Source organism: Treponema brennaborense DSM 12168 (assembly GCF_000212415.1).
Classification (GTDB): domain Bacteria; phylum Spirochaetota; class Spirochaetia; order Treponematales; family Treponemataceae; genus Treponema_F; species Treponema_F brennaborense.
This window is the reverse complement of sequence record NC_015500.1, coordinates 2,489,823-2,511,350: the sequence shown is the minus strand read 5'-3', so window position 1 is coordinate 2,511,350 and position 21,528 is coordinate 2,489,823. Positions and strand designations below refer to the sequence as shown.

At 52.0% G+C, this 21,528-nt stretch carries 13 protein-coding genes, 1 tRNA gene and 3 rRNA genes; 10 read left to right on the top strand and 7 right to left on the bottom strand.

Going from position 1 to position 21,528, the window contains the following annotated elements; translation table 11 throughout:
- Window positions 1–120 precede the first annotated feature (120 nt).
- The 6 genes from TREBR_RS10950 to rrf all read left to right on the top strand — a co-directional run bounded on the left by TREBR_RS10950 (window position 121) and on the right by rrf (window position 8,624).
- Window positions 121–1,740, top strand: coding sequence for an alkaline phosphatase (locus tag TREBR_RS10950; RefSeq protein ID WP_215904822.1), 1,620 nt, complete (start codon window positions 121–123; stop codon window positions 1,738–1,740).
- A 93-nt stretch (window positions 1,741–1,833) separates the two neighbouring features.
- Complete coding sequence (locus TREBR_RS10945; protein ID WP_013759237.1) at window positions 1,834–3,063, top strand: YibE/F family protein; 1,230 nt, start codon at window positions 1,834–1,836, stop codon at window positions 3,061–3,063.
- A 442-nt stretch (window positions 3,064–3,505) separates the two neighbouring features.
- Window positions 3,506–5,048: ribosomal RNA gene (locus tag TREBR_RS10935) — 16S ribosomal RNA — on the top strand.
- 107 nt (window positions 5,049–5,155) lie between these two features.
- Window positions 5,156–5,229, top strand: a tRNA-Ile gene (locus TREBR_RS10930).
- A gap of 210 nt (window positions 5,230–5,439) precedes the next feature.
- Window positions 5,440–8,416: ribosomal RNA gene (locus TREBR_RS10925) — 23S ribosomal RNA — on the top strand.
- Between the two features lie 99 nt (window positions 8,417–8,515).
- Window positions 8,516–8,624 (top strand): 5S ribosomal RNA (gene rrf / locus TREBR_RS10920).
- The 16S, 23S and 5S rRNA genes sit together here with 1 tRNA gene alongside, the layout of an rRNA operon.
- A 350-nt stretch (window positions 8,625–8,974) precedes the next feature.
- Here the strand turns inward: rrf and TREBR_RS10915 are convergent.
- From TREBR_RS10915 to TREBR_RS10905, 3 genes are all read right to left on the bottom strand, one after another.
- Complete coding sequence (locus tag TREBR_RS10915; RefSeq protein ID WP_013759236.1) at window positions 8,975–9,529, bottom strand: DUF5698 domain-containing protein; 555 nt, start codon at window positions 9,527–9,529, stop codon at window positions 8,975–8,977.
- Window positions 9,530–9,771: 242 nt separating this feature from the next.
- Entirely contained in the window at window positions 9,772–11,619 is a 1,848-nt protein-coding gene (locus TREBR_RS10910; protein WP_215904821.1) for an oleate hydratase, read from the bottom strand.
- Between the two features lie 117 nt (window positions 11,620–11,736).
- Window positions 11,737–12,324: a TetR-like C-terminal domain-containing protein gene (locus TREBR_RS10905; RefSeq protein WP_013759234.1), complete on the bottom strand. Its 588-nt coding sequence runs from the start codon at window positions 12,322–12,324 to the stop codon at window positions 11,737–11,739.
- 178 nt (window positions 12,325–12,502) lie between these two features.
- On the opposite strand from TREBR_RS10905, the gene prfA reads away from it, so the two are divergent.
- The 3 genes from prfA to TREBR_RS10890 are packed head-to-tail and all read left to right on the top strand — an operon-like array spanning window position 12,503 to window position 16,469.
- Complete coding sequence (gene prfA / locus TREBR_RS10900; protein WP_013759233.1) at window positions 12,503–13,582, top strand: peptide chain release factor 1; 1,080 nt, start codon at window positions 12,503–12,505, stop codon at window positions 13,580–13,582.
- A gap of 38 nt (window positions 13,583–13,620) precedes the next feature.
- A complete protein-coding gene (prmC, locus tag TREBR_RS10895; protein ID WP_169310640.1) occupies window positions 13,621–14,625 on the top strand; it encodes a peptide chain release factor N(5)-glutamine methyltransferase in 1,005 nt (334 codons plus the stop codon).
- Window positions 14,626–14,639: 14 nt separating this feature from the next.
- On the top strand, window positions 14,640–16,469 hold the full coding sequence (locus TREBR_RS10890) for a RelA/SpoT family protein (RefSeq protein ID WP_245523715.1): 1,830 nt from the start codon (window positions 14,640–14,642) through the stop codon (window positions 16,467–16,469).
- Between the two features lie 233 nt (window positions 16,470–16,702).
- Here the strand turns inward: TREBR_RS10890 and TREBR_RS10885 are convergent, their stop codons facing one another.
- Together TREBR_RS10885 and TREBR_RS10880 are read right to left on the bottom strand one after the other, a co-directional pair.
- Window positions 16,703–18,154: a peptidase U32 family protein gene (locus TREBR_RS10885; RefSeq protein WP_013759230.1), complete on the bottom strand. Its 1,452-nt coding sequence runs from the start codon at window positions 18,152–18,154 to the stop codon at window positions 16,703–16,705.
- Window positions 18,142–19,119, bottom strand: a complete 978-nt coding sequence (locus TREBR_RS10880) for an alpha/beta hydrolase (RefSeq protein ID WP_013759229.1) — start codon at window positions 19,117–19,119, stop codon at window positions 18,142–18,144. Before TREBR_RS10880 ends, TREBR_RS10885 begins: the two co-directional genes overlap by 13 nt.
- Window positions 19,120–19,167: 48 nt before the next feature.
- Between TREBR_RS10880 and metA the strand changes: the two genes are divergently transcribed.
- A complete protein-coding gene (gene metA / locus TREBR_RS10875; protein ID WP_013759228.1) occupies window positions 19,168–20,085 on the top strand; it encodes a homoserine O-acetyltransferase MetA in 918 nt (305 codons plus the stop codon).
- Here the strand turns inward: metA and TREBR_RS10870 are convergent.
- Window positions 20,078–21,118 (bottom strand): SAM-dependent methyltransferase, encoded by a 1,041-nt coding sequence (locus TREBR_RS10870; protein WP_013759227.1) that lies wholly within the window; start codon window positions 21,116–21,118, stop codon window positions 20,078–20,080. The genes metA and TREBR_RS10870 overlap by 8 nt on opposite strands.
- Window positions 21,108–21,416: a hypothetical protein gene (locus TREBR_RS10865; RefSeq protein ID WP_156786661.1), complete on the bottom strand. Its 309-nt coding sequence runs from the start codon at window positions 21,414–21,416 to the stop codon at window positions 21,108–21,110. Before TREBR_RS10865 ends, TREBR_RS10870 begins: the two co-directional genes overlap by 11 nt.
- Window positions 21,417–21,528 lie beyond the last annotated feature (112 nt).

Here is a 21,528-nt window from a genome sequence, read left to right as displayed (position 1 = left end):
TCCGTCCGTTTTTTCATTATATTTTCATATTTTTCTGCTTCGTTTCTCATGCCCGTTCTGTACGGTAAAGTTACGGCCGCTTGGCTGGAGCTTCGGCTGGTATTGCAGGAGGTATATTGTATGAATGCGATTATGACAAAGGTTTTGACGAGAGTTCGCCGCGTTTGTGCGGCGGGTATGGTGTGTGCGGCGATCGGCGGCGTGCCGCTTTTTGCCGGCGGTTCACCGGAAAAGAACGTTTCTTCTATTAATACGGATAGTACGGGTAATGCGGCTCGTAGGGGAGCAGCCGCTTCCGATAAGAAATTCGTCGCTTCTCCGAAATACGTGTTTTTGTTTATCGGCGACGGTATGAGCTATCCGCAGATACAGAGCGCCGCGTATTTTTTAGGCAAGGACGCGGCCGGTCCTGTTTCCCAAGTACAGAAGTCTTCCGACTCAGCGGATTCGCCGCGAGCCGAAGCGCTGAATTTCATGCAGTTTCCGACCGCGGGCAGCGCGCAGACGTACGACGCGACGTCTTTTGCTCCGGATTCGGCTTCAACCGCGACGTCGATTCTGACCGGGCATAAAACGCACTCCGGCTCGATCAACGTCGATATCACAAAAAAGATAAAATATACGACGATTGCGGAACAATTGAAAGCCCAAAAAAATTGGAAAATCGGCGTCGTGTCTTCGGTTAATTTGAATCACGCGACTCCCGCGGCGATGTACGCGCATCAGGCGAGCCGGAAGAGCAATTACGCTATCGGTGAAGAACTTGTGGCGAGCGGTTTCGATTATTTTGCCGGCGGTGCGTTGATGGAAGCGCAGGATAAGAAAAAAGATAAAACGAGCATTTACGATTTGGCGAAAAACGCCGGATACGAGGTCGTGTTTACCCAAAAAGAAGCCGAATCGCTGACCGGCGGTGCGGGACGGAAGGCGCTCGTTATAGGCGAAACGCTCGCCGATGCGGATTCGCTCAGTTATGAAAACGACCGTGCGCCGAACGAATGGGCGCTGCGCGACTACGTGCGGAAGGGCGTCGAGTTTTTGGAAAACGATACCGGTTTTTTCATGATGGTCGAGGGCGGAAAAATCGACTGGGCGTGCCATGCGAACGACGCCGGTTCCACTATTGCGGATACGGTTGCGCTTGCGGACGCCGTGGCGGAAGCGATCGCGTTCTATCAGGCTCATCCCGAAGACACGCTGATTTTGGTAACCGGAGATCACGAAACCGGCGGCCTTTCCATCGGTTTCGCGGGAACCGACTACGACACCTGGCTCGATAATTTGGAAAATCAGAAAATATCGTACGCCAAATACGATAAGGAATACGTTTCGGCATATAAAGCGGCGAAAACTCCGTTTGAAACGGTGCTGGCCGACGTTGAAAAACTGTTCGGTTTGGTTTCTCCGGCAAAAGCGGCTGCAGCCGGAAATTCCCGGCTCGTACTGACCGACTACGAAACGGACAGGCTGCGCGCGGCGTACGGTAAAACGATGAACGGCGGGGCAGATACCAAAAATCAGGCGGAATACGTTCTGTACGGTTCGTACGAACCGCTTACGGTAACGGTAACGCACGTGCTGAACAATAAGTCGGGCGTGAACTTCGCTTCGTACGCGCATACGGGAATTCCGGTTCCCGTGTTCGCCGAGGGCGCGGGAAACGAGGTGTTCGGCGGGTATTACGATAATACCGATATTTACCGCAAACTTGCCGCTTTGACGGGTGTTGCGGAAAAATAAACGCGGCGTCAGGGTGTCCGGATTCCGACTCGTGATTCGTGCCGGAGTCCGGACGTTTTTTCTTTCGGTAAAATACGTTGATTTCGAGGTTGTATGCCTGATCGAATTTCTTTTTTTTCGGCGTTTCTTTCCCCGCAGAAGCGGGCTTACCGGCTGCCGCTCCTTTTTTGCATTGCGGCGGTTATCGTGCTGCTGTGTATTCCTACGGGGTTTGAAGGCGCGCTGCAGTTTCGCGACGCCGTTCGCTGCCGGGCGCGCGTACTCGACGTGAACGACGAGCGCGTCGTGGATACCGGTTTGGTGCGGTCGGGGCAGCAGGTGTGCACGGTGGAGTTTTTGAGCGGCAAGTTTAAGGGGATGCGGGCGGAGGGATTTACGCTTCTTTCCGGTTCTCTTGAAACCGACACGGTGTTCGTTCCCGGCGACGTGGCGCAGGTGATCGTTCACTATCGGCAGGAAGAATCCGGCGGCGTAATGTTTTTGTCGGTACATATGCTTGATCACTACCGTTTGGGTAGCCAAGCGGTGCTCGCAATCTGCTTCGCACTGTTTCTTATCTGTTTTTCCGGTTGGACGGGGGTACGCGCGGTATTTTCGTTTGCGTTCACCGTGCTGCTGATATGGAAGGTTCTTGTACCGCTGTATCTGAAAGGGGTCGATCCGATTGCGGCGGGAATCGCGGCGGTGCTGGTGCTGACGGTCGTTATTATCGCTTTAGTGTACGGGTTCGATTTACGGTGCGCCGCCGCCGTTTCCGGCGCGTTTGCCGGAGTTTTGACGGCGTACGGTATAGGCGCGCTGTGTACGGGAATATTTAGGATTCACGGAGCGGTAATGACCCGTTCCGAAAGTTTGCTGTACAGCGGTTTTGAAGATTTGAATTTGACGCGGATATTCACTGCAGGAATCTTTATCGGCGCGGCGGGGGCGATGATGGATCTTGCCGTTGACATTACCAGCGCGGTGCATGAAATCGTACGGAAAAAGCCCGATATCGGCAGACGGGAGTTGTGTGCGTCCGCGATGAATATTGCGCGCGCCGCGATGGGGACGATGACGACGACGCTGCTGCTCGCGTATTCGGGCGGATGCATCACGTTGCTGATGGTTTTTATGGCGCAGGGGACGCCCGTGTATAACATATTGAATTACCGGCATATGTCGGCTCAAATACTGGATATATTGGCGGGAAGTTTCGGGCTGGTAACGGTAGGGCCGTTTACTGCGGCAGCGTCGTCCTTCGTGCTGGTGCGCAATAAAAATACTGAAAAAAATAATAGAAAAAAAGGAAAAAAAGAGTTGACAAAGGGGAGAGAAGTGTGATAGATTAGTCAACGTCGCCGCTAAACAGCACTTCAAAACACTGAAAACGGTAACAATACCTTGAAAACTTTGCAGTTCCGTACCAATAAAAAAAACGGTTCAGAAAGAAAGTTCACAAAGTATCTTGAAAGAAAAGCCGAGTTGTGATAAACTCAATGCACTTGCGAAAGCAGGAATAAAGCTGAAAGCCTGAGAAAAAAGGGGAGTAAGCGGTGATATTTGACAGTAAAGGGAAGGGAAAGAAAGACAAAGGTTTAATGCAAAAGCAGAAAACCGGTAAGGTCAGTACGTTCGGTACGGGAAACCGTATTGAAAGAGAAAGAATGGAAGACAGAGTAACATCTGTAAACCCGCCGAGTATGAAAATATTCGGCAGATTCCTTGAAAATAAGAAGGAATCGAACTGAAATGAAATCATCGGCTCTTCGGAGCTAATGAATAAATCATGGAGAGTTTGATCCTGGCTCAGAACGAACGCTGGCGGCGCGTCTTAAGCATGCAAGTCGAACGGCAAGAGATAGCAATATCTCCTAGAGTGGCGGACTGGTGAGTAACACGTGGGTGACATACCCTTCAGATGGGGATAGCTATTAGAAATAGTAGATAATACCGAATACGAGCACAGAGGTTAGAGAGCTGTGAGGAAAGGAGCTAAGGCTCCGCTGAAGGAATGGCCTGCGGCCCATTAGCTAGTTGGTGAGGTAAAAGCCCACCAAGGCGATGATGGGTATCCGGCCTTAGAGGGTGAACGGACACATTGGGACTGAGATACGGCCCAGACTCCTACGGGAGGCAGCAGCTAAGAATATTCCGCAATGGACGAAAGTCTGACGGAGCGACGCCGCGTGGATGAAGAAGGCCGGAAGGTTGTAAAATTCTTTTGAAACTGAAGAATAAGCGTTGTAGGGAATGACAGCGTGGTGACAGTAGGTTTTGAATAAGCAACGGCTAATTACGTGCCAGCAGCCGCGGTAACACGTAAGTTGCGAGCGTTGTTCGGAATTATTGGGCGTAAAGGGCATGTAGGCAGTTTTGCAAGCTTGGTGTGAAATCCCGGGGCTCAACCCCGGAACCGCATTGAGAACTATAAGACTAGAGTTACTGAAGTGAAACTGGAATTCCAGGTGTAGGGGTGAAATCTGTAGATATCTGGAAGAACACCAATGGCGAAGGCAAGTTTCAGGCAGATAACTGACGCTGAGGTGCGAAGGTGCGGGGAGCGAACAGGATTAGATACCCTGGTAGTCCGCACAGTAAACGATGTACACTAGGTGTCTGGTCAAGAGACTGGGTGCCAAAGCAAACGTGATAAGTGTACCGCCTGGGAAGTATGCCCGCAAGGGTGAAACTCAAAGGAATTGACGGGGGCCCGCACAAGCGGTGGAGCATGTGGTTTAATTCGATGGTACGCGAGGAACCTTACCTGGGTTTGACATATACTGGAATGTGTTGGAGACAACAGAGCGTAGCAATACGCCGGTATACAGGTGCTGCATGGCTGTCGTCAGCTCGTGCCGTGAGGTGTTGGGTTAAGTCCCGCAACGAGCGCAACCCCTACTGCCAGTTACCAGCAAGTAATGTTGGGGACTCTGGCGGAACTGCCGGTGACAAACCGGAGGAAGGTGGGGATGACGTCAAGTCATCATGGCCCTTATGTCCAGGGCTACACACGTGCTACAATGGTTGAAACAGAGCGAAGCGAATCCGCAAGGTAGAGCAAAACGCAAAAAAGCAATCGTAGTTCGGATTGGAGTCTGAAACTCGACTCCATGAAGTTGGAATCGCTAGTAATCGCGCATCAGCACGGCGCGGTGAATACGTTCCCGGGCCTTGTACACACCGCCCGTCACACCATCCGAGTAGAGGGTACCCGAAGCCGGTAGTCTAACCCGAAAGGGAGGACGCTGTCGAAGGTACGTTTTGTAAGGAGGGTGAAGTCGTAACAAGGTAGCCGTACCGGAAGGTGCGGCTGGATCACCTCCTTTCTAAGAGAAAGGTAACAGCAGTATAAAAGCTGCAAAAGGTATTGTGTATATACCGCCCGTTCACTGATTCTTATCACTCTTTCTTTCCTTTTCCCTTTTTGTTATATGGGACTGTAGCTCAGTTGGTTAGAGCACTTCTCTGATAAGGAAGGGGTCATAAGTTCAACTCTTATCAGTCCCAGTAAAATCGGAATGAAGTGAAGTTCATTTTGATTGAGAGATCTTTGAAAAGAACAGGGAAGGGAAACGAAGAAGGAATTGAATGAAAGTTCAATTTCGGAATGAAGGTAAAAGAAGATACCTTTGATATGCGAGGATGCGGAAGCGAAGCTTGACGAGAAAAGAGCGGAAGTATCCGAGAGAGTGTATTGAAGGGAAGAAAAGATAATATGGTCAAGCGAAAATAGGTTTATGGTGGATGCCTAGGAGCTGAGAGGCGAAGAAGGCCGTGATAAGCTGCGAAAAGCCGCGGGTAGGAGCAAATATCTGTTAAACCGCGGATAGCCGAATGGGGTAACCCACAGGGAGCGATTCCTGTACTACAGTGACTGAATAAAATAGGTCAGTAGAGCCAGACTGTGTGAAGTGAACCATCTAAGTAACACGGGAAAAGAAATCAAGAAGAGGAGCGATCCTCCGGAGATTCCGAAAGTAGCGGCGAGCGAAATCGGAAGAGCCCAAACGTAAGTACCGCAAGGTACAACGGGTTGTAGGGCCGCATGGGGATGACCCGAAGAGTTGAGATAAAACTTATTTATAGCAGAAAGGTATGGGAATGCCTGCCGAAGAGGGTGAAAGCCCCGTAAGCGAAATGAATAAGACTCTTTGATGCGGTACCTGAGTACGGCGGGGCACGAGAAACCCTGTTGGAATCTGGGTCGACCACGATCCAAGGCTAAATACTCCTCAGCTACCGATAGTGAACCAGTACCGTGAGGGAAAGGCGAAAAGAACCCCAGTAAGGGGAGTGAAAAAGAACCTGAAACCATAAACTGACAAGATGTCACGGCACGAAAGTGTTGTGGCGTGCCTTTTGTAGAATGAACCTGCGAGTTACGTTATGCAGCGAGGTTAAGGCATAGTAGTGCTGGAGCCGGAGGGAAACCGAGTCTGAAAAGGGCGAACAGTTGCATGGCGTAGACCCGAAGCCAAGGTGATCTAGTCATGAGCAGGTTGAAGCAAGGGTAAAACCTTGTGGAGGACCGAACTATAATCTGTTAAAAAAGGTATGGATGACTTGTGACTCGGAGTGAAAGGCTAAACAAACCTGGAAATAGCTGGCTCTCCCCGAAATGCCTTTAGGGACAGCCTCATACAAAATTGCAGGAGGTAAAGCACTGGATGGGCTAGGGGGCGTCACTGCCTACCAACCCCAATCAAACTCTGAATGCCTGTAATCAACGTATGGGAGTGAGACTGCGTGCGACAAGGTTCGTAGTCAAGAGGGAAACAGCCCAGACCAACAACTAAGGTCCCGAAATACCGCTAAGTGTAAAATGAAGTGCAAATGCAAAGACAGCCAGGAGGTTGGCTTAGAAGCAGCCATTCCTTAAAAGAGTGCGTAATAGCTCACTGGTCGAGCATGTGTGCGCAGATAATGTAACGGGGCTAAGCGGTATACCGAAGTTTTGGATCAGTATCATAAGATACTGGTGGTAGGGGAGCATTCCATTAACTGAAGAAGGAAGACCTGTGAGGGGTTCTGGAGGAAATGGAAGAGAGAATGCAGGTATAAGTAACGCAAAGACGGGTGAGATCCCCGTCCGCCGAAAACCTAAGGATTCCTGGGTAAAGGCAATCTGCCCAGGGTAAGTCGGCCCCTAAGGCGAGGACGAAAGTCGTAGTCGATGGGAATCTGGTTCAAAATCCAGAACCTTCAATAGTTTCGAGGGCAGGACGCATGAGGTGAAACCCGGCCGGAGAATGGTAGTTCCGGTCGAAGCGACGAGCTGAAGAGAGATACAGGTAAATCCGTATTTTGAGGTGAGTTGTGACAGCGAGCGGAGAGAAAGTCGAAGTGAAGCGGGTGTAATCAAGGTGCCGAGAAATACTGTCTAAGGCTAGGCTATTGAAGACCGTACCGGAAACCGACACAGGTAGGAAGGATGAGAAATCTAAGGCGCACGAGCGACCTCGCGTTAAGGAACTCGGCAAAATGCACACGTAACTTCGGAAGAAGTGTGGCCCCTGATTGGTAAAAGAATGGGGGTGGCACAGAGCAGGCCCAGGCGACTGTTTATCAAAAACACAGCCATCTGCGAATCAGTAATGAGACGTATAGGTGGTGACACCTGCCCGGTGCTGGAAGGTTAAGAGGAGCGGTAATACGAGAGTAGAAGCTGTGAATCGAAGCCCCAGTAAACGGCGGCCGTAACTATAACGGTCCTAAGGTAGCGAAATTCCTTGTCGGGTAAGTTCCGACCCGCACGAATGGTGTAACGATTCTGGGCACTGTCTCAACGCGAGACTCGGTGAAATTTATATACCGGTAAAGAAGCCGGTTACCCACAGTTAGACGGAAAGACCCCGTGAACCTTCACCGTAACTTACTATTGGGATTCTATTTATGATGTGTAGAATAGGCGGGAGACAGAGAAGCATGGGCGTCAGCTTGTGCAGAGTCGAAAAGTGAAATACCGCCCTTTATGAATGGAATTTCTAACCGGAGCCATGAAGCTGGTGCCGGGACAATGGTAGGCAGGCGGTTTGACTGGGGCGGTCGCCTCCAAAAGAGTAACGGAGGTGCGCGAAGGTCTCCTCACGCTGGTTGGAAATCAGCGCACGAGTGTAAAGGCACAAGGAGGCTTGACTGCGAGACAGACATGTCGAGCAGGTACGAAAGTAGGTCTTAGTGATCTGGCGGTAGCGAGTGGAAGCGCCGTCACTTAACGGACAAAAGGTACTCCGGGGATAACAGGCTGATCTTCCCCAAGAGTTCACATCGACGGGAAGGTTTGGCACCTCGATGTCGGCTCATCGCATCCTGGGGCTGGAGCAGGTCCCAAGGGTTTGGCTGTTCGCCAATTAAAGCGGTACGTGAGCTGGGTTCAGAACGTCGCGAGACAGTTCGGTCCCTATCTGCTGTGGGCGTTGGATGGTTGAGAGGAGCTGCTTTTAGTACGAGAGGACCGAAGTGGACGAACCTCTGGTTTACCAGTTATCCTGCCAAGGGTAAGTGCTGGGTATCTAAGTTCGGAAGGGATAACCGCTGAAAGCATCTAAGTGGGAAGCCCACCTCAAGATAAACCATCCCTGAGGGTTTAACCCTCCTGAAGACTCCAGACAGACTATCTGGTTGATAGGCTGCAGGTATAAGTATAGTAATGTATTCAGCCGAGCAGTACTAATAAGTCGTGAGGCTTGACCATATTATCGTTTCTTGATAATCTTATGAAACCTTTGAAGCGCAATAGCCTGAACCGCAGCGGTTTTTGATATTGTTTCGTTTCCTTTAATCTGTTTAATTGCCTGGTGGCCATAGTGGAGAGGTAATACCCGTTCCCATCCCGAACACGGAAGTCAAGCTCTCTTACGCCGATGATACTGCTATTGCGGGAAAGTAGGTTGCTGCCAGGCTTTTTTTATTAAAAACCCCACACTTTTTGTGTGGGGTTTTTAATAAATGAGAGACCTAAAGAAACCTAACGAGTTTGCAGAAGATTTTCAAAGTCTGACAGAGTAGGCTCCAAACTCGTAAGGTTGTAGCGGGATTCCTCAGTCTGGTAGGCATTCTCCAAACTCGTAAGGTTATAGCGAGTTTGTAAAGTGCAGATCACACGGGCTTTAAACGATAACGGCGAGAAACGATAACGGCGCGAGCCGAACCGATGAAGCCTGCTGTTGAAAAGTTCTATCAAAAGCTGGGGGTTTTTCAACTCATTCTTGGGAGTTTTTCAACTCATTCTGCGGAAAACGGATAAACACGTTTATCTGCGGCCGCTCATCACGCCGCCGAGCAGGCCGTTTGAGGCTGTTGAGTTGATGACAACTTTAGGGTCAAATGATTTTACGGTTTTCTTTACCGTTTTTTCGGCTTTTCGCTGAATTACCATAAAAGCAATCGTTTTTTTGCTGCACTCGCGCCCTTCGCCCCTCAGTATGGTAACCGCGTATCCCTGATCACGCAGACTTTTTACCGCTTCATCGGCTTTTCCGCACTCGTTGAATATTACGGATAGGGTAATATATCCGAGTGCGATTTTCTCTTCTATCCAAGAACCCAGCAGTTGTCCGAAAGCAAAAGCCGCTATGAGGACGAACATCTTCAAGGGGTCGGATGCAAAACCCGTAAGAGCGGTACCGGTAATACAGAACCAGATTGCGTATTCAAATACGGAAACGGTCGCGCCCGCCGTTCGCTGCCCCTTCGTTATCATCAAAGTGCGCAGCGAAGATAATGCAACTTCCAGCATCTTACCGAAAAAAATGAAGAGGTAGACCCATATGGATGAACCGGTAAGAAAATCGGTGATAATATTCATAGAACAGTGATCCTCCGGAAAATTTGTCGTATCCGATTGTTCACACCATACTATATAAAACGGTTTAAATCTACCGGAAATACCGATTACAGGATAATTCCACCGGGAGAGCTGTGTGTGTAAAAATTGGCTTGCTGCAAAATGAGAGCTGCCTCAACTCCTTGTCCGCAGACTCTTCACATAGGCCGTCGTTCTCGCAGATACCCGCCCATCCGGGGAGAATGGGCGGGACGATCGGCGAATCAGATTACGTGATATTCTTTCAGGATTTTTGCAATATCGGTGTTTTCGATCTTCTTCAACGCTTTTTTTATGATCAGCCGTTCTTTGAACCCCATATTCATATCGGTTGCTTTTTTACCGTCGCGGATTTTGACTGTGGAGTTGAGCAGATCCCGTACGTCGTACGTGCTGCCCCATACCTCCGGTACGCCGCGATCCACGTTGAGCAGTGTGTAGACGGCTTCCATACCGGTGCGGATGGAATATTCGGTAGTAAAAATCGTGTCGCGGACGGTTTCCGCAAATTGCCCTATGAACGCAAAGTTTACGGCTCCCTGCGGCACCACCTGCGGCCTGTCGCCTTTTTCCCGCGGCATGAAGAATGCGGTGATATACGGCATCATGCACGGGATTGTGTTCGCACTTTTTTCCGCCAATTCGGGAATATCCTTTTCAGGTACGCCCATATGGTACAGCCATTCCATGCAGATTTCCTTTCCGGTACATTCGCGCATCGTTTTCTGCACATAATTGCCCGGTTTGTCGCTGAACAGACCGTAAATCCAGCCGACGAGCTGCCCTTTCGGCTGCGACCGGAATTGCGGCTGCCGATTGAACGTCCAGCTCAAAAGCCAGTTGGAATCTTTTGCCGTTACGATACCGCCGGTTACGACGTTTCCCGCAAACGGATCGCGCTGACAAATATTCCGAATGTACGGCGGAATTTTATCGTCCAGCGTCGTTACCGTCGCGCTCATCCAGTTACTCTGTTCCGGATTTGAGCAAAATTTGTCCGGATGTCCGAACGACGGATCCTGCGCTGCAATTTTACGCCACATGTCCCAGCCGCCGCCTTCCTTTATATCCGCGTTGAACGGAGCGGGCGTATCCTGACTGCCGAGTGAAGAATTTTCAACGCAGCCGCCGTTCGTAATGAAAACCAAATCGTTTTCGGTCAGGTCGATCGCATCCGCAGTACCCTCGCGCAGAATTTCTATGCGTGTGGCCGTTTTTTTATCTTTGCGGATGTCGAACAGTACGTTCACCACTTTCGTATTGTAATGAAACTGCACGCCGAACGATTCGAGGTATTTTATCATCGGCAGGATCATGGATTCGTATTGATTGTATTTGGTAAACCGGAGCGCCGTAAAATCAGGTAATCCTCCGATATGATGAATGTATCGCTTGATGTAGAGCTTCATTTCAAGCGCGGAATGCCAATTTTCAAACGCGAACATAGTTCTCCAGTACAGCCAGAAATTGGAATCGAGCACTTCGCTGCTGAAAAACTCGTCGATACGTCTGTTGTACAGCCGTTCATCGGGAGTAAAAAACAGCCGCATTATTTCCATCGCGCCCGCATCGGAAAGGCCGAACTTTTTGTCGGTGTGAGCGTCTTTTCCGCGGTTTACGGTGGCGCGCATCAGCGAATAGTTGGGGTCGCGTTTATTCAGCCAGTAATACTCGTCGAGCACCGTGACTCCTTCCGTTTCGATCGACGGAACCGACTTGAACAGATCCCACATGCATTCAAAGTGATTGTCCATTTCGCGTCCGCCGCGCATTACGTATCCGAGTCCGTCGTACAGAAAACCGTCGCACGCACCGCCGGGAATGGGATCTTTTTCCAAAATATGCACGTTCCGGCCTTTCATCTGACCGTCGCGTACCAGAAAACAGGCGGCTGCCAGTGCCGCCAGTCCCGATCCGACGATATACGCCGATTTGTGATCAACACCCTCCGGTTTTACCGGCCGTGCGAACGCTTCATAATTTCCGCTTGAATAATACATAGCTTTTACCTCCAAAAACGATACCGGATTACGTCCGGTCGACTGTTCTCTCGTTTTCAAAGATATACCCATTCGGAAATGAATACAACGTACAATTTTTTCAGTTTGATTAAATTTTTATCATTTACCCCAAATTGATTAGTACGGAAATGGCTGCTCATCCCGTTGTTCTGCAGCGGAGCGTATCGATTAACCTTTTTTTTCGCCGGATCCGTTTTTTCCGTCGGTTCTGAAATTCTCCAGCGCGACGGCGACGTTTCCGTGGGTAAGCAGTGAAAGCCGGTTGATGATTTCCCGCGGATCAGTTTCCATTCCGCCCCGTATCCATTCGAGCATCAGACCGACGAATGCGTATTTATAAAAATCGGCTATGAATTTTTTGTCTTCCGCACGCACCGGCATGCCGGCCGCCTTTTCTTCAACTACGTCTATCAGCAGATCGTACGTCACTTTATACAGATATATTTCCACCTGCTCGCGGCTTACCGAATGATACACGTTCATGATGAACGGCTTGTTTTCAAGCACTGCCTCGAATATCCGGAGAAATCCCTGATCCCAGGTGTCGTACGTTTTCTTTCCTTCAAGCGCGCGTCCGGCGTCCTCTTGGCAAGCCCATTCGACCAAATCGAAAATGTCCCGAAAATGATAATAGAACGTCATGCGGTTTATGCCGCAGTCTTCGGCAATATCGTTGATCGTTATTTTGCCGAGCGGCTTTTGCAGCAGCAGTTTTTTGAGCGAAGCTTCCAACGCCCTTTTGGTAATATCCGACACGGCCGTGCCTCCCGCGTTCAGTATACGGCAACGAGGCGTTGCTGCTCAACACCCCGGCATAATCCGTAATGCGGGACAGCCGAACTGCCGGAGGTGTCTGCGATGCCGGAGATGCCTGCGTGGGCGCTGTTCTCGCCGCATTGCATTTTATTGCGTTTTTTGGTATCTTTTAAAGACCATGCTCAAAAAACTTGAAGAATTGTCAAAGCGTTACGCTGAATTGAACGATATGATCCAAGATCCCGAATTGGTGCGGGATCCCAAACGGTATAAAGAAATAATGCGCGAACATTCGCATCTTTCTCAGGTAATGGACTCGTATGCCGAGTATAAGGAAGTACTGCAAGGCATAAGCGAAGCCCAGCACCTGATTACGGAAGAAGACGATCACGATATGAAAGAAATGGCGCGCGAAGAATTGAAGGCATTGGAATCGCGGGTTCCCGAAATGGAATCGGCCTTGAAAATGCTGCTGATTCCGCCGGATCCGCTTGAAGAAAAAAACATCATTATGGAAATTCGCGGCGGTGCGGGCGGAGACGAAGCGTCCCTGTTCGCTGCGGACTTGTTCCGGATGTATACGCGGTATGCCGAAATAAAAAACTGGAAATACGAAATCATGGACGCAAGTGAAACGGAAGTCGGCGGATATAAGGAAATTTCGTTTTCCATCAGCGGCAAATTCGTGTACGGCAGTTTGCGTTGGGAAGGCGGCGTTCACCGCGTGCAGCGCGTTCCCGAAACCGAAGCGCAGGGCCGTATTCATACGAGCGCCGTAACGGTTGCCGTACTGCCGGAAGCGGAAGAAACCGAAATCGAAATTCGCCCCGAAGACCTGCGCGTAGACGTTATGCGCGCGGGCGGACCCGGCGGTCAGTGCGTCAACACGACCGATTCCGCAGTGCGCCTCACCCATTTGCCGACGGGACTGGTCGTCATTCAGCAAGATGAAAAAAGTCAGATAAAAAACAAAGCGAAGGCGATGCGCGTGTTGCGCGCGCGGCTGTTCGATTTGGAAGAATCGAAAAAACAGGCCGAACGTTCGGCCGCCCGCAAGAGCATGGTCGGCTCCGGAGACCGTTCCGAGCGTATCAGAACGTATAATTTCCCTCAGAACAGGGTTACCGATCACCGAATAAATCTGACACTGTATAAACTGGACCAGTTCATGCAGGGAAACCTTGACGAAATGCTCGACGCACTGAACATATCCGCAAAAGAAGCTGCCCTGAAAAGCGCGGTCCCGTCCGAAACCTGAGTATGACGCTGGGAACGGCCCGGAAAGCGGGGATCCGCTTGTTATCCGATAAAAATGCGGCGACCGGCGGCGAACCCGCCGCGTTCAGCGTTTCCGGCGATTTCAGCGTGTCGCCCGCTGTGTTCGTACCGACGCCGACGCCGCCGCTCGATTGCGACTGTATCCTTTCCCGCCTGCTCGGCGTTCCCCGTTCGTATCTTTTTTCCCATCCCGAAACCGTATTGACCGAGCCTCAGTGCGCCGCTTTTTTTGACGCGGTGCGGCTGCGGCGAACGGGGCTGCCGGTTGCATATATCACCGGTCATAAAGAATTTTGGGCGCTTGATTTTCTCGTAACCCGAGCCGTTCTCATACCTAAACCCGATACCGAATTGCTGGTTGAACGGGCGCTTGAAACGGTCGCCCGGATTGTCGGCGCAAACCGGCCGGCGCCGCCCGCCGAGGGTGACGAATCCGGCGATTTTGCCGCGCCGCCGTGTGCGTCCGTTCGCATCGCCGACGTCTGTACGGGAAGCGGCTGCGTCGCCGTTTCGATTCTGCACACGCTGCCGTATCGGGCGGATATTCGGTACGAAATGTATGCAACGGATATTTCGCCCGCCGCGCTGAGCGTTGCCCGCGAAAACGCGAAACGCCTCCTGAAAGCGCCCGCCGCGTATACGCTGGATTTTTTTGAAGGCGATTTACTGGAACCGTTGCTTTCCGACGCGGTTTCGGGCAAAGAATCGTTTGATCTGATCGTATCCAATCCGCCGTACGTCCCGGCCGACGTAACGGCGCGCCTGCTTGCCGACGGGCGCTCGGAGCCGGAACTCGCGTTGAACGGAGACTGCGACGGCACGACGGACGGTACGGGACTCCTCCGGCGGCTTATCGGGCAGGCGCGATGGGCGCTGAAACGCGGCGGTTTTTTTCTGATCGAAACCGGCGAATATAACGCCGCCGCCGCCGCTTCCTATTTGGCAAAGAACGGTTTTACTGATATAGTGACGTATACCGATTTAGGAGGGATGCCGCGAGTCACTCTGGCAAAGAAACTATGACGTACAATCTTTCCGTGAACACGGAACGCGCCGATTCGGCAGACGAACTGCTGCAGCAGTTTTTGAAAGCATTTCCCGACTATACGGCGGACGAGCGGGAACGTATACGCACTGCGTGGGAATATCTGTGCGGCACAACCGCCGGATTGCTTCGCGCGTGCGGAAAACCGTATTACCAGCATCCGATGCGCGTCGCCTGCATATTGGCCGAAAGCAGACTCGACGCCGACACGATCGTCGCCGGGTTTCTGCACAACGTACTTTCTCTTGAAACCGTCGATCCCGCGGACGTCGAATCCCGGTTCGGATCGGCCGTATTCCGCATTATCAGCGGAACTGCGAAAATAACGAATCTGAAAATCCAGAAAAAAACGCTGCATCAGGCCGATTCCATCAGGAAAATGCTGTTCGCCATGATAGACGATATCCGCGTCATTTTGGTAAAGCTCGCCGACCGCCTCGATCGTATGCGAAATTTGTCCTCGGTGGAACCGGATGTGCAGAAGTTGATTGCGCAGGAAGTGATCGACATTTGGGCGCCGCTGGCGAACCGGCTCGGTATGTCGTCGGTAAAGTCGGAACTTGAAGATCTGAGTCTGAAATTTACGAATCCCGACGTATACGCCCAACTGAAAAGTATCGTGGCGCTCAAGAAAAACGAGCGCTCCGATTATTTGGAAAAAGCGCAAAAGGAAATATATCGGGCAGCTTCGCGTGCCGGCATCGAAATCGCCGTCTCAAGCCGAGCCAAGCATTTTTATTCGATATATCAGAAGATGCGCAAACGCAATAAAGCCGCCGACGAACTGTTCGATTTGCTGGCGCTTCGCGTTATCTGCAATACGAGCGCCGAATGCTACACGCTGGTGGGTTTGGTACACAATTTGTGGAAGCCGCTCGACGGGCGTTTTAAGGATTATATCGCGATGCCGAAGGCGAACGGGTATCAGAGTCTGCACACCACGGTTCTGTGCGAGGGGATGCCCCTTGAAATACAGATCCGGACGAAAGACATGCATTCGGTCGCCGAATACGGTGTCGCCAGTCACTGGCTGTATAAAAAAGGCACGAATCACGACGAAGTCAGCGTCGATAATTTATCGATCATCAATCAGCTTAAAAAGCTGAGAAACGAATATCTGAACGACGAAAACTTTTTCAATGAGATAAAAGAGGATTTGCTGGGCGATTCGATCTATGTGTTTACGCCGAAAGGCGACGTCATCGAATTGCCGGCCGGATCAACGGCCATAGATTTTGCGTATCAGATACATTCGGCGATCGGCGAAAAAATTACTGGTGCAAAGGCCGACGGTCAGATCATTCCGTTGTCAAAACCGCTGAAAAATACGCAGAGTATAGACGTGCTCACCAATCCGCAGGCGCATCCGACGGCCAATCAGTTGCAGATGGTTCGCACCGCGAAAGCCCGCAGCAAAATACGCGCGTGGCTGCTGCAAAACGACCCGGGATTTTCGGAAAAACAGCCGGTGCCCGGCGCGCTCAAATCCGCTGCCGCCGAATCGGATGCCGCGGCGTCCCGGCCGCATCGGCGCGGCGACGGTGTGAAGCCCGGCGTTCCTCCGGTAAGCGGCGGACAGGATAAGATCAGAATCGGTACTACGACGAATTTTCTGGTTACGAAAGCCGGCTGCTGCAAACCCGTTTTCGGCGATCCTATCGTCGGATTCGTGTCGCGCGGCCGGGGAATTATCATTCACCGTGCGGACTGTTCTGTGTTCGCCCGCATTCCAAACTGTAAAGAGCGCTCGCTTGAAGTCGAATGGGACGAGCCCGCTGAAATTCCGGCTAAAAAAGCCGTCCGCCCGCGGCAGTCCGAATAGCGCGCCGGAACGGAATATCCCGCGGCGCTGCCGGCGGTTTATTCCGTTCCGGTGCCGCCGCTCGTCTGCAACAGACCGTGCCGCATTATCGGCAACAGACCGTGCCGCGCGGTTATTGGCAGTGCAGACGCCGGACGTTACCGGCCCTGCGGTTATAGGTAACTCAGCTGTTGAGCGCCGACCGCTGTTTCCGCTTTCCGCCGCGCGGTTATTGGCAGTGCAGACGCCGGATGTTATCGGCCCTGCGGTTTGCCGAACAGCGGGTTCTCCGCACGGACGAGCATTCCTTTTTCGATCGGCAGCGCCGTATACAGCAGACACGGATGCCCGTGGCATACCCACTGCATGATTTCGCCCGTTTCGGGATCAACGAGTTCGTATTCGCCGCGTTCCGTGCGCAGCGCCGCGCAGTCCGGTGAAATGAACTCCAACCGCGTCTCCCGTGCGCCGCCGCAGGACGGTGCGGAAATCTTATTCATGGAATCGTATTCGTAAAAATGCCAGCCGGCGCGCGGCTGTACGACGGGCGGTCGCTTTTCGGGGTGAGCGGCGTAATCGGCTTCACGGGCGGCGCGGGCCGCCGGATGCAGCGCCTCCGTTTCCGCTTTCCGCCGGGCGGCAGTTTCCGCCGCGCGGGTAAACACGAGCCGTTCCCGTGTTTCGGACAGGCGGTTCCCGAGCGCGGCGCTCAATTCGTAGGGACTGTCGGACGCACCGACGGTCGTCTTGTCAGCGTCCTCCCGGCTGTAGAAAAAACCCGTGCCGAATTCGCGGTGGCTCGCGTTGTACAGTTCCCGCACGAACGGGTCCGCCGCTTCGGACGTAATACGGCCTTCCAGTGCGTCGAGTGCTTTCCGATACGCCCGCGTAACGAGCGCTACGTAATATATGCTTTTCATGCGGCCTTCGATTTTTAACGAATCGACGCCGGCTTTTTTCATATCGTCAAGATGATCTATCATGCACAAATCTTTTGACGACAGGACGGCGGTAAAATCTTCGCCTTCAAATACGGGAAAATATTCCCCCGGCCGTTCTTTTTCTTCCAGCGCGAGTGCGCCCGACTGCGGCAGATTCGCCCGTACGCCGTATTCCCAGCGGCACGAATGGGAACAGAATCCGCCGTTCGCACTGCGTCCGGTCAGATACGCGCTCATGAGACATCTTCCCGAATAGGCGATGCACATTGCGCCGTGTGCGAATACTTCAAGTTCCATTTCCGGCACGGCGTCTTTTATCTCGCGGATTTCATTCAGCGACGCTTCGCGCCCCAAAACGACCCGCTTGAATCCGAGATCCCGGTACATTTTAACGGCTTCGCGGTTGATGCAGTTCGCCTGCGTGCTCAGATGCAGCGCCGCTTCCGGAAAATGTTTTCGGATAATCGGAACCATGCCGATATCCTGAATGATAAAAGAATCGATCGGGTAGGACCGAAAGTAATCCAATTCCGCCAGAAAATGATCTATATCGCGGTTATGGAAACTGATGTTGAGTGCGCAGAACAGTTTTTTCCCCGGATGCTCTTTTTTCAATCCGATGATACGTTCGTATTCGTTTCCGTAAAAATTATCGGCCTTTACCCGGAGTGAAAAACGTTTCAATCCGATGTACGCCGCGTCGGCGCCGTACGTGTAGGCGTAAAAGAGTTTGTCAAGATTTCCCGCAGGCGCTACGAGTTCCATTGCGGACCGTCCTGCTCCCTGTCGTACGTTTGAATGTATTTTCCGGCCCGCTGTACGGCGAAGTGCGCCTGCGGCAGGTCAGCGTCTGCCATTTGGAACATGAACATCATGTCCGGCCATACGTCGACCGTGCACGATCTGCCCGCCGCTTTCAGTTTTTCCTGAAACGTCCGCACGTCGCGCAGCAGCAGTTCGGCGCCGCCGCATTGTACGTATACCGGCGGAAAATCGGCTATTTTGTCTTGCGGCATGTATAGCGGTGAAACCAGCGGATTTTTCAAATTCGATTCATACGTGTACAGACTGCCGCTGCGCTTGATGCAGTCCGCGTTTATGATGTCGTCGGAACGTTTCTTTTCACTCGGAGTCAAAGATGCCGCCGTCAGATCAAGCCAAGGGGAAAACAGCATGATGTTTCTGATACTCTGCCGGTATTTATCGCGCAGCGTCTGTACGAGCGCCAGCGCGATGGACGCTCCGGCTCCGTCCGCTGCTATGATAAATTCAGGCTCGTCTTTGCCGGCGCTCTGTTCTTTCGTATATATTTCACGGAACACGGTCTGAACGTCTTCAAGCGCGGCCGGATAAGGGTGCTGCGGCGCAAGCCGGTATTCCGGTACGACCAGCCGCGACGTCGCTTCCGCAGCGAATGAAGCGCAGAAACTTCTCCATGAAAAACGCGAACCGCCGATAAACGATCCGCCGTGAATATATAAAATGATTCGTTTCGCGAAACAGACTTCGGGCGTCAGTATATCGCACGGAACCGTACCCAACGCAAGATCCCGGCATTCGACTTTAGCCGGGATAAACGGAGAGTTGAACGTTTCTTCTATCTTTTTACGGAAGGGTTCCGGTTCGTTTTTTGAAGTAAAAACCAGTGTTTTCAGCTTTTTCAGGGCTTTCTTTTTATCCGGTTTTCCTGCGCCGCCCCCATCCTCCGCTCGGTAGGCAGAGAATCTCATAAGTGAAGTATAGCAAATCTGAACGGAATATGCTATACTCTTTCCGTTATGCCAATTAAAATACAATCCGATTTGCCGGCTTGCAGCATCCTCGAAAATGAAAATATTTTCGTTATGACGGATCAGCGGGCGGTTTGTCAGGATATCCGCCCTTTAAAAATAGCGATCGTCAATTTGATGCCGACCAAAATCGCCACAGAAACGCAGTTGCTGCGTCTGCTGGGTAACACGCCGCTGCAAGTGGAAATTTCACTCGTGCACATGGAACACCACGTGTCGAAAAACACCGGCCCGGAACATTTGGAGCGATTTTACATTACGTCGAAAGACGTTCTGCATTCCAAATACGACGGTATGATCATTACCGGTGCGCCGGTGGAACAGCTGCCGTTCGAGCAGGTAGATTATTGGGACGATTTATGCGCGATCATGGATTTTGCGCGAGAGAACGTGTTCAGTACGCTGTACATTTGCTGGGGCGCTCAAGCCGGATTGTATCACCATTACGGCGTGCAAAAACAATTGCTGGATGCAAAACTGTTCGGCGTCTACGATCATTACCGGACGAGCGCCGCCGAACCGCTTCTGCGCGGCTTTGACGACATTTTTCCCGTTCCGCAGTCGCGCCATACGACCGTTTCGCGCAGCGATATCGAAGCGCAAAAAGATTTGACTATTTTGGCCGAATCCCGGGAAGCCGGCGTGCTGCTGGTACGCTCACCGACGAATCGGGAAATATTCATGACCGGGCATTTGGAATACGATACCGATACGCTTGCCGCCGAATATTTCCGCGACAAGGAAAAAGGGCTGCCGATCGACGTGCCGTACCGATATTTTCCCGGCGATGATCCGGCGAATCCGCCGCTGTCTTCGTGGCGCAGTACGGCTCACCTGTTTTATTCAAATTGGCTGAACTACTGCGTCTATCAGGAAACGCCGTTCGATTTGTCTTCTATTAAATAGCGTTCTCTGTGCGTGAATCAGCGCCGTCGACGTGTATCCAGGTCAGCTCGTGCTTGTTGTAATTCAAGTGCAGCACCGTACTGTCGGGAATATCGGCGAATCGCTCGACGACGCGCCAATCGATCGCACCCTGCATTTTTATCGTACATATCATGTTTCGGCACATACCGCTGTCCAGCCATTTACCTACCCATTCGAGCAGCCGTTCCGGATAGCAGATGACGTCGGAACACACCCAATCGAACGGGCCGATCTCCTGCGGCGGCAGCGTAAACGCATCGTGTTTTTGAAACGTTACGAGCGGATCGGCCATGAGCTTCGGCGCCAGTTCCGCACGGTCTACGGCCAACACCGTACAGCCGAGCTGTCTGAGTACCCAGGTCCAGCCGCCGGGACACGCCCCCGCGTCGAAGCAGCGGCTGCCTTCGCCGGGCAATACGCCGAATCTGCTGTAAACGTGCGTAAGCGCTTCCTGCAGTTTCAGATACGCTCTGCTCGGCGGATTTTCGTGATCTTCCTTGAATTCCAACGTACCCGCCGGCAAAAAACTGGTCGTTCGGGCGGAAGCGAGCATCGTATGATCGTCCGTCAGCATATACACACCGATCGGACTCGTCGGAATTTTGACCGGAAACGTTTTCGGCTTCATATTGACGTACGGAAGTTTTTCCTGAATCAAAGCGGTCCGCCTGAACGACGTAAATCCGTACGGCGCCCAGTTGCGCTGAATGCGTTTCAGTTCCGCCGCCGCCTCGCCGATCGAATTGAACGAGAACGTAAACGGCTCCGTAAGCGCAGTTCGGCACCAATACGGCGTCTTTTCCAGCGCGTGCGGCAGGACGAATAAGTCTCCGTACCGTCTGAACGAAGCGATTTCCGATTCGGCCACACCGAACCTGTTGTGCAGTTCTTCGGTAAACAGATGCGCCGCCTCGGGAAACGCCAAATACGCGGCGGCCCCGTTCGGCATCGGCTTTCGTTCACCCCGCACCGGCTGCCGCTCGGTACTCGCCGGGCTCCGCTCAGCCGACATAATAATTGGAAACGTACGACTCTTCGTCCGATTCGGATTCAAAATCGGACCCGCAGTCTTCGGATTGCTGCTCGGCTGTCCGCGCCCGAATATACGATTCAAACAGGCGTGAATCGGGACTGCGCAGCACCTGAAAACCTATTTCGGAAGAAGTTCCGCTGTACTCCAGCCGTACCGGCCGGCCGATAAGCGTCAGCGACTGCGGCACGGATTTCCTGCTGACCGTTACGGTCAATTCGTATTCCGTGTCCATATCAAGCGTTACGTGTATGGGAAACCGGATTTTACACCCCTTCATACAAATGTCTATGAGTGTTCCGGGAAAAATACAAATATCTGCCGCCTCAACCCGTCCTATATCGGAAAAGCGGGGCATCCGTCGTTTTTCTATTTGCATTGGTACACTATGC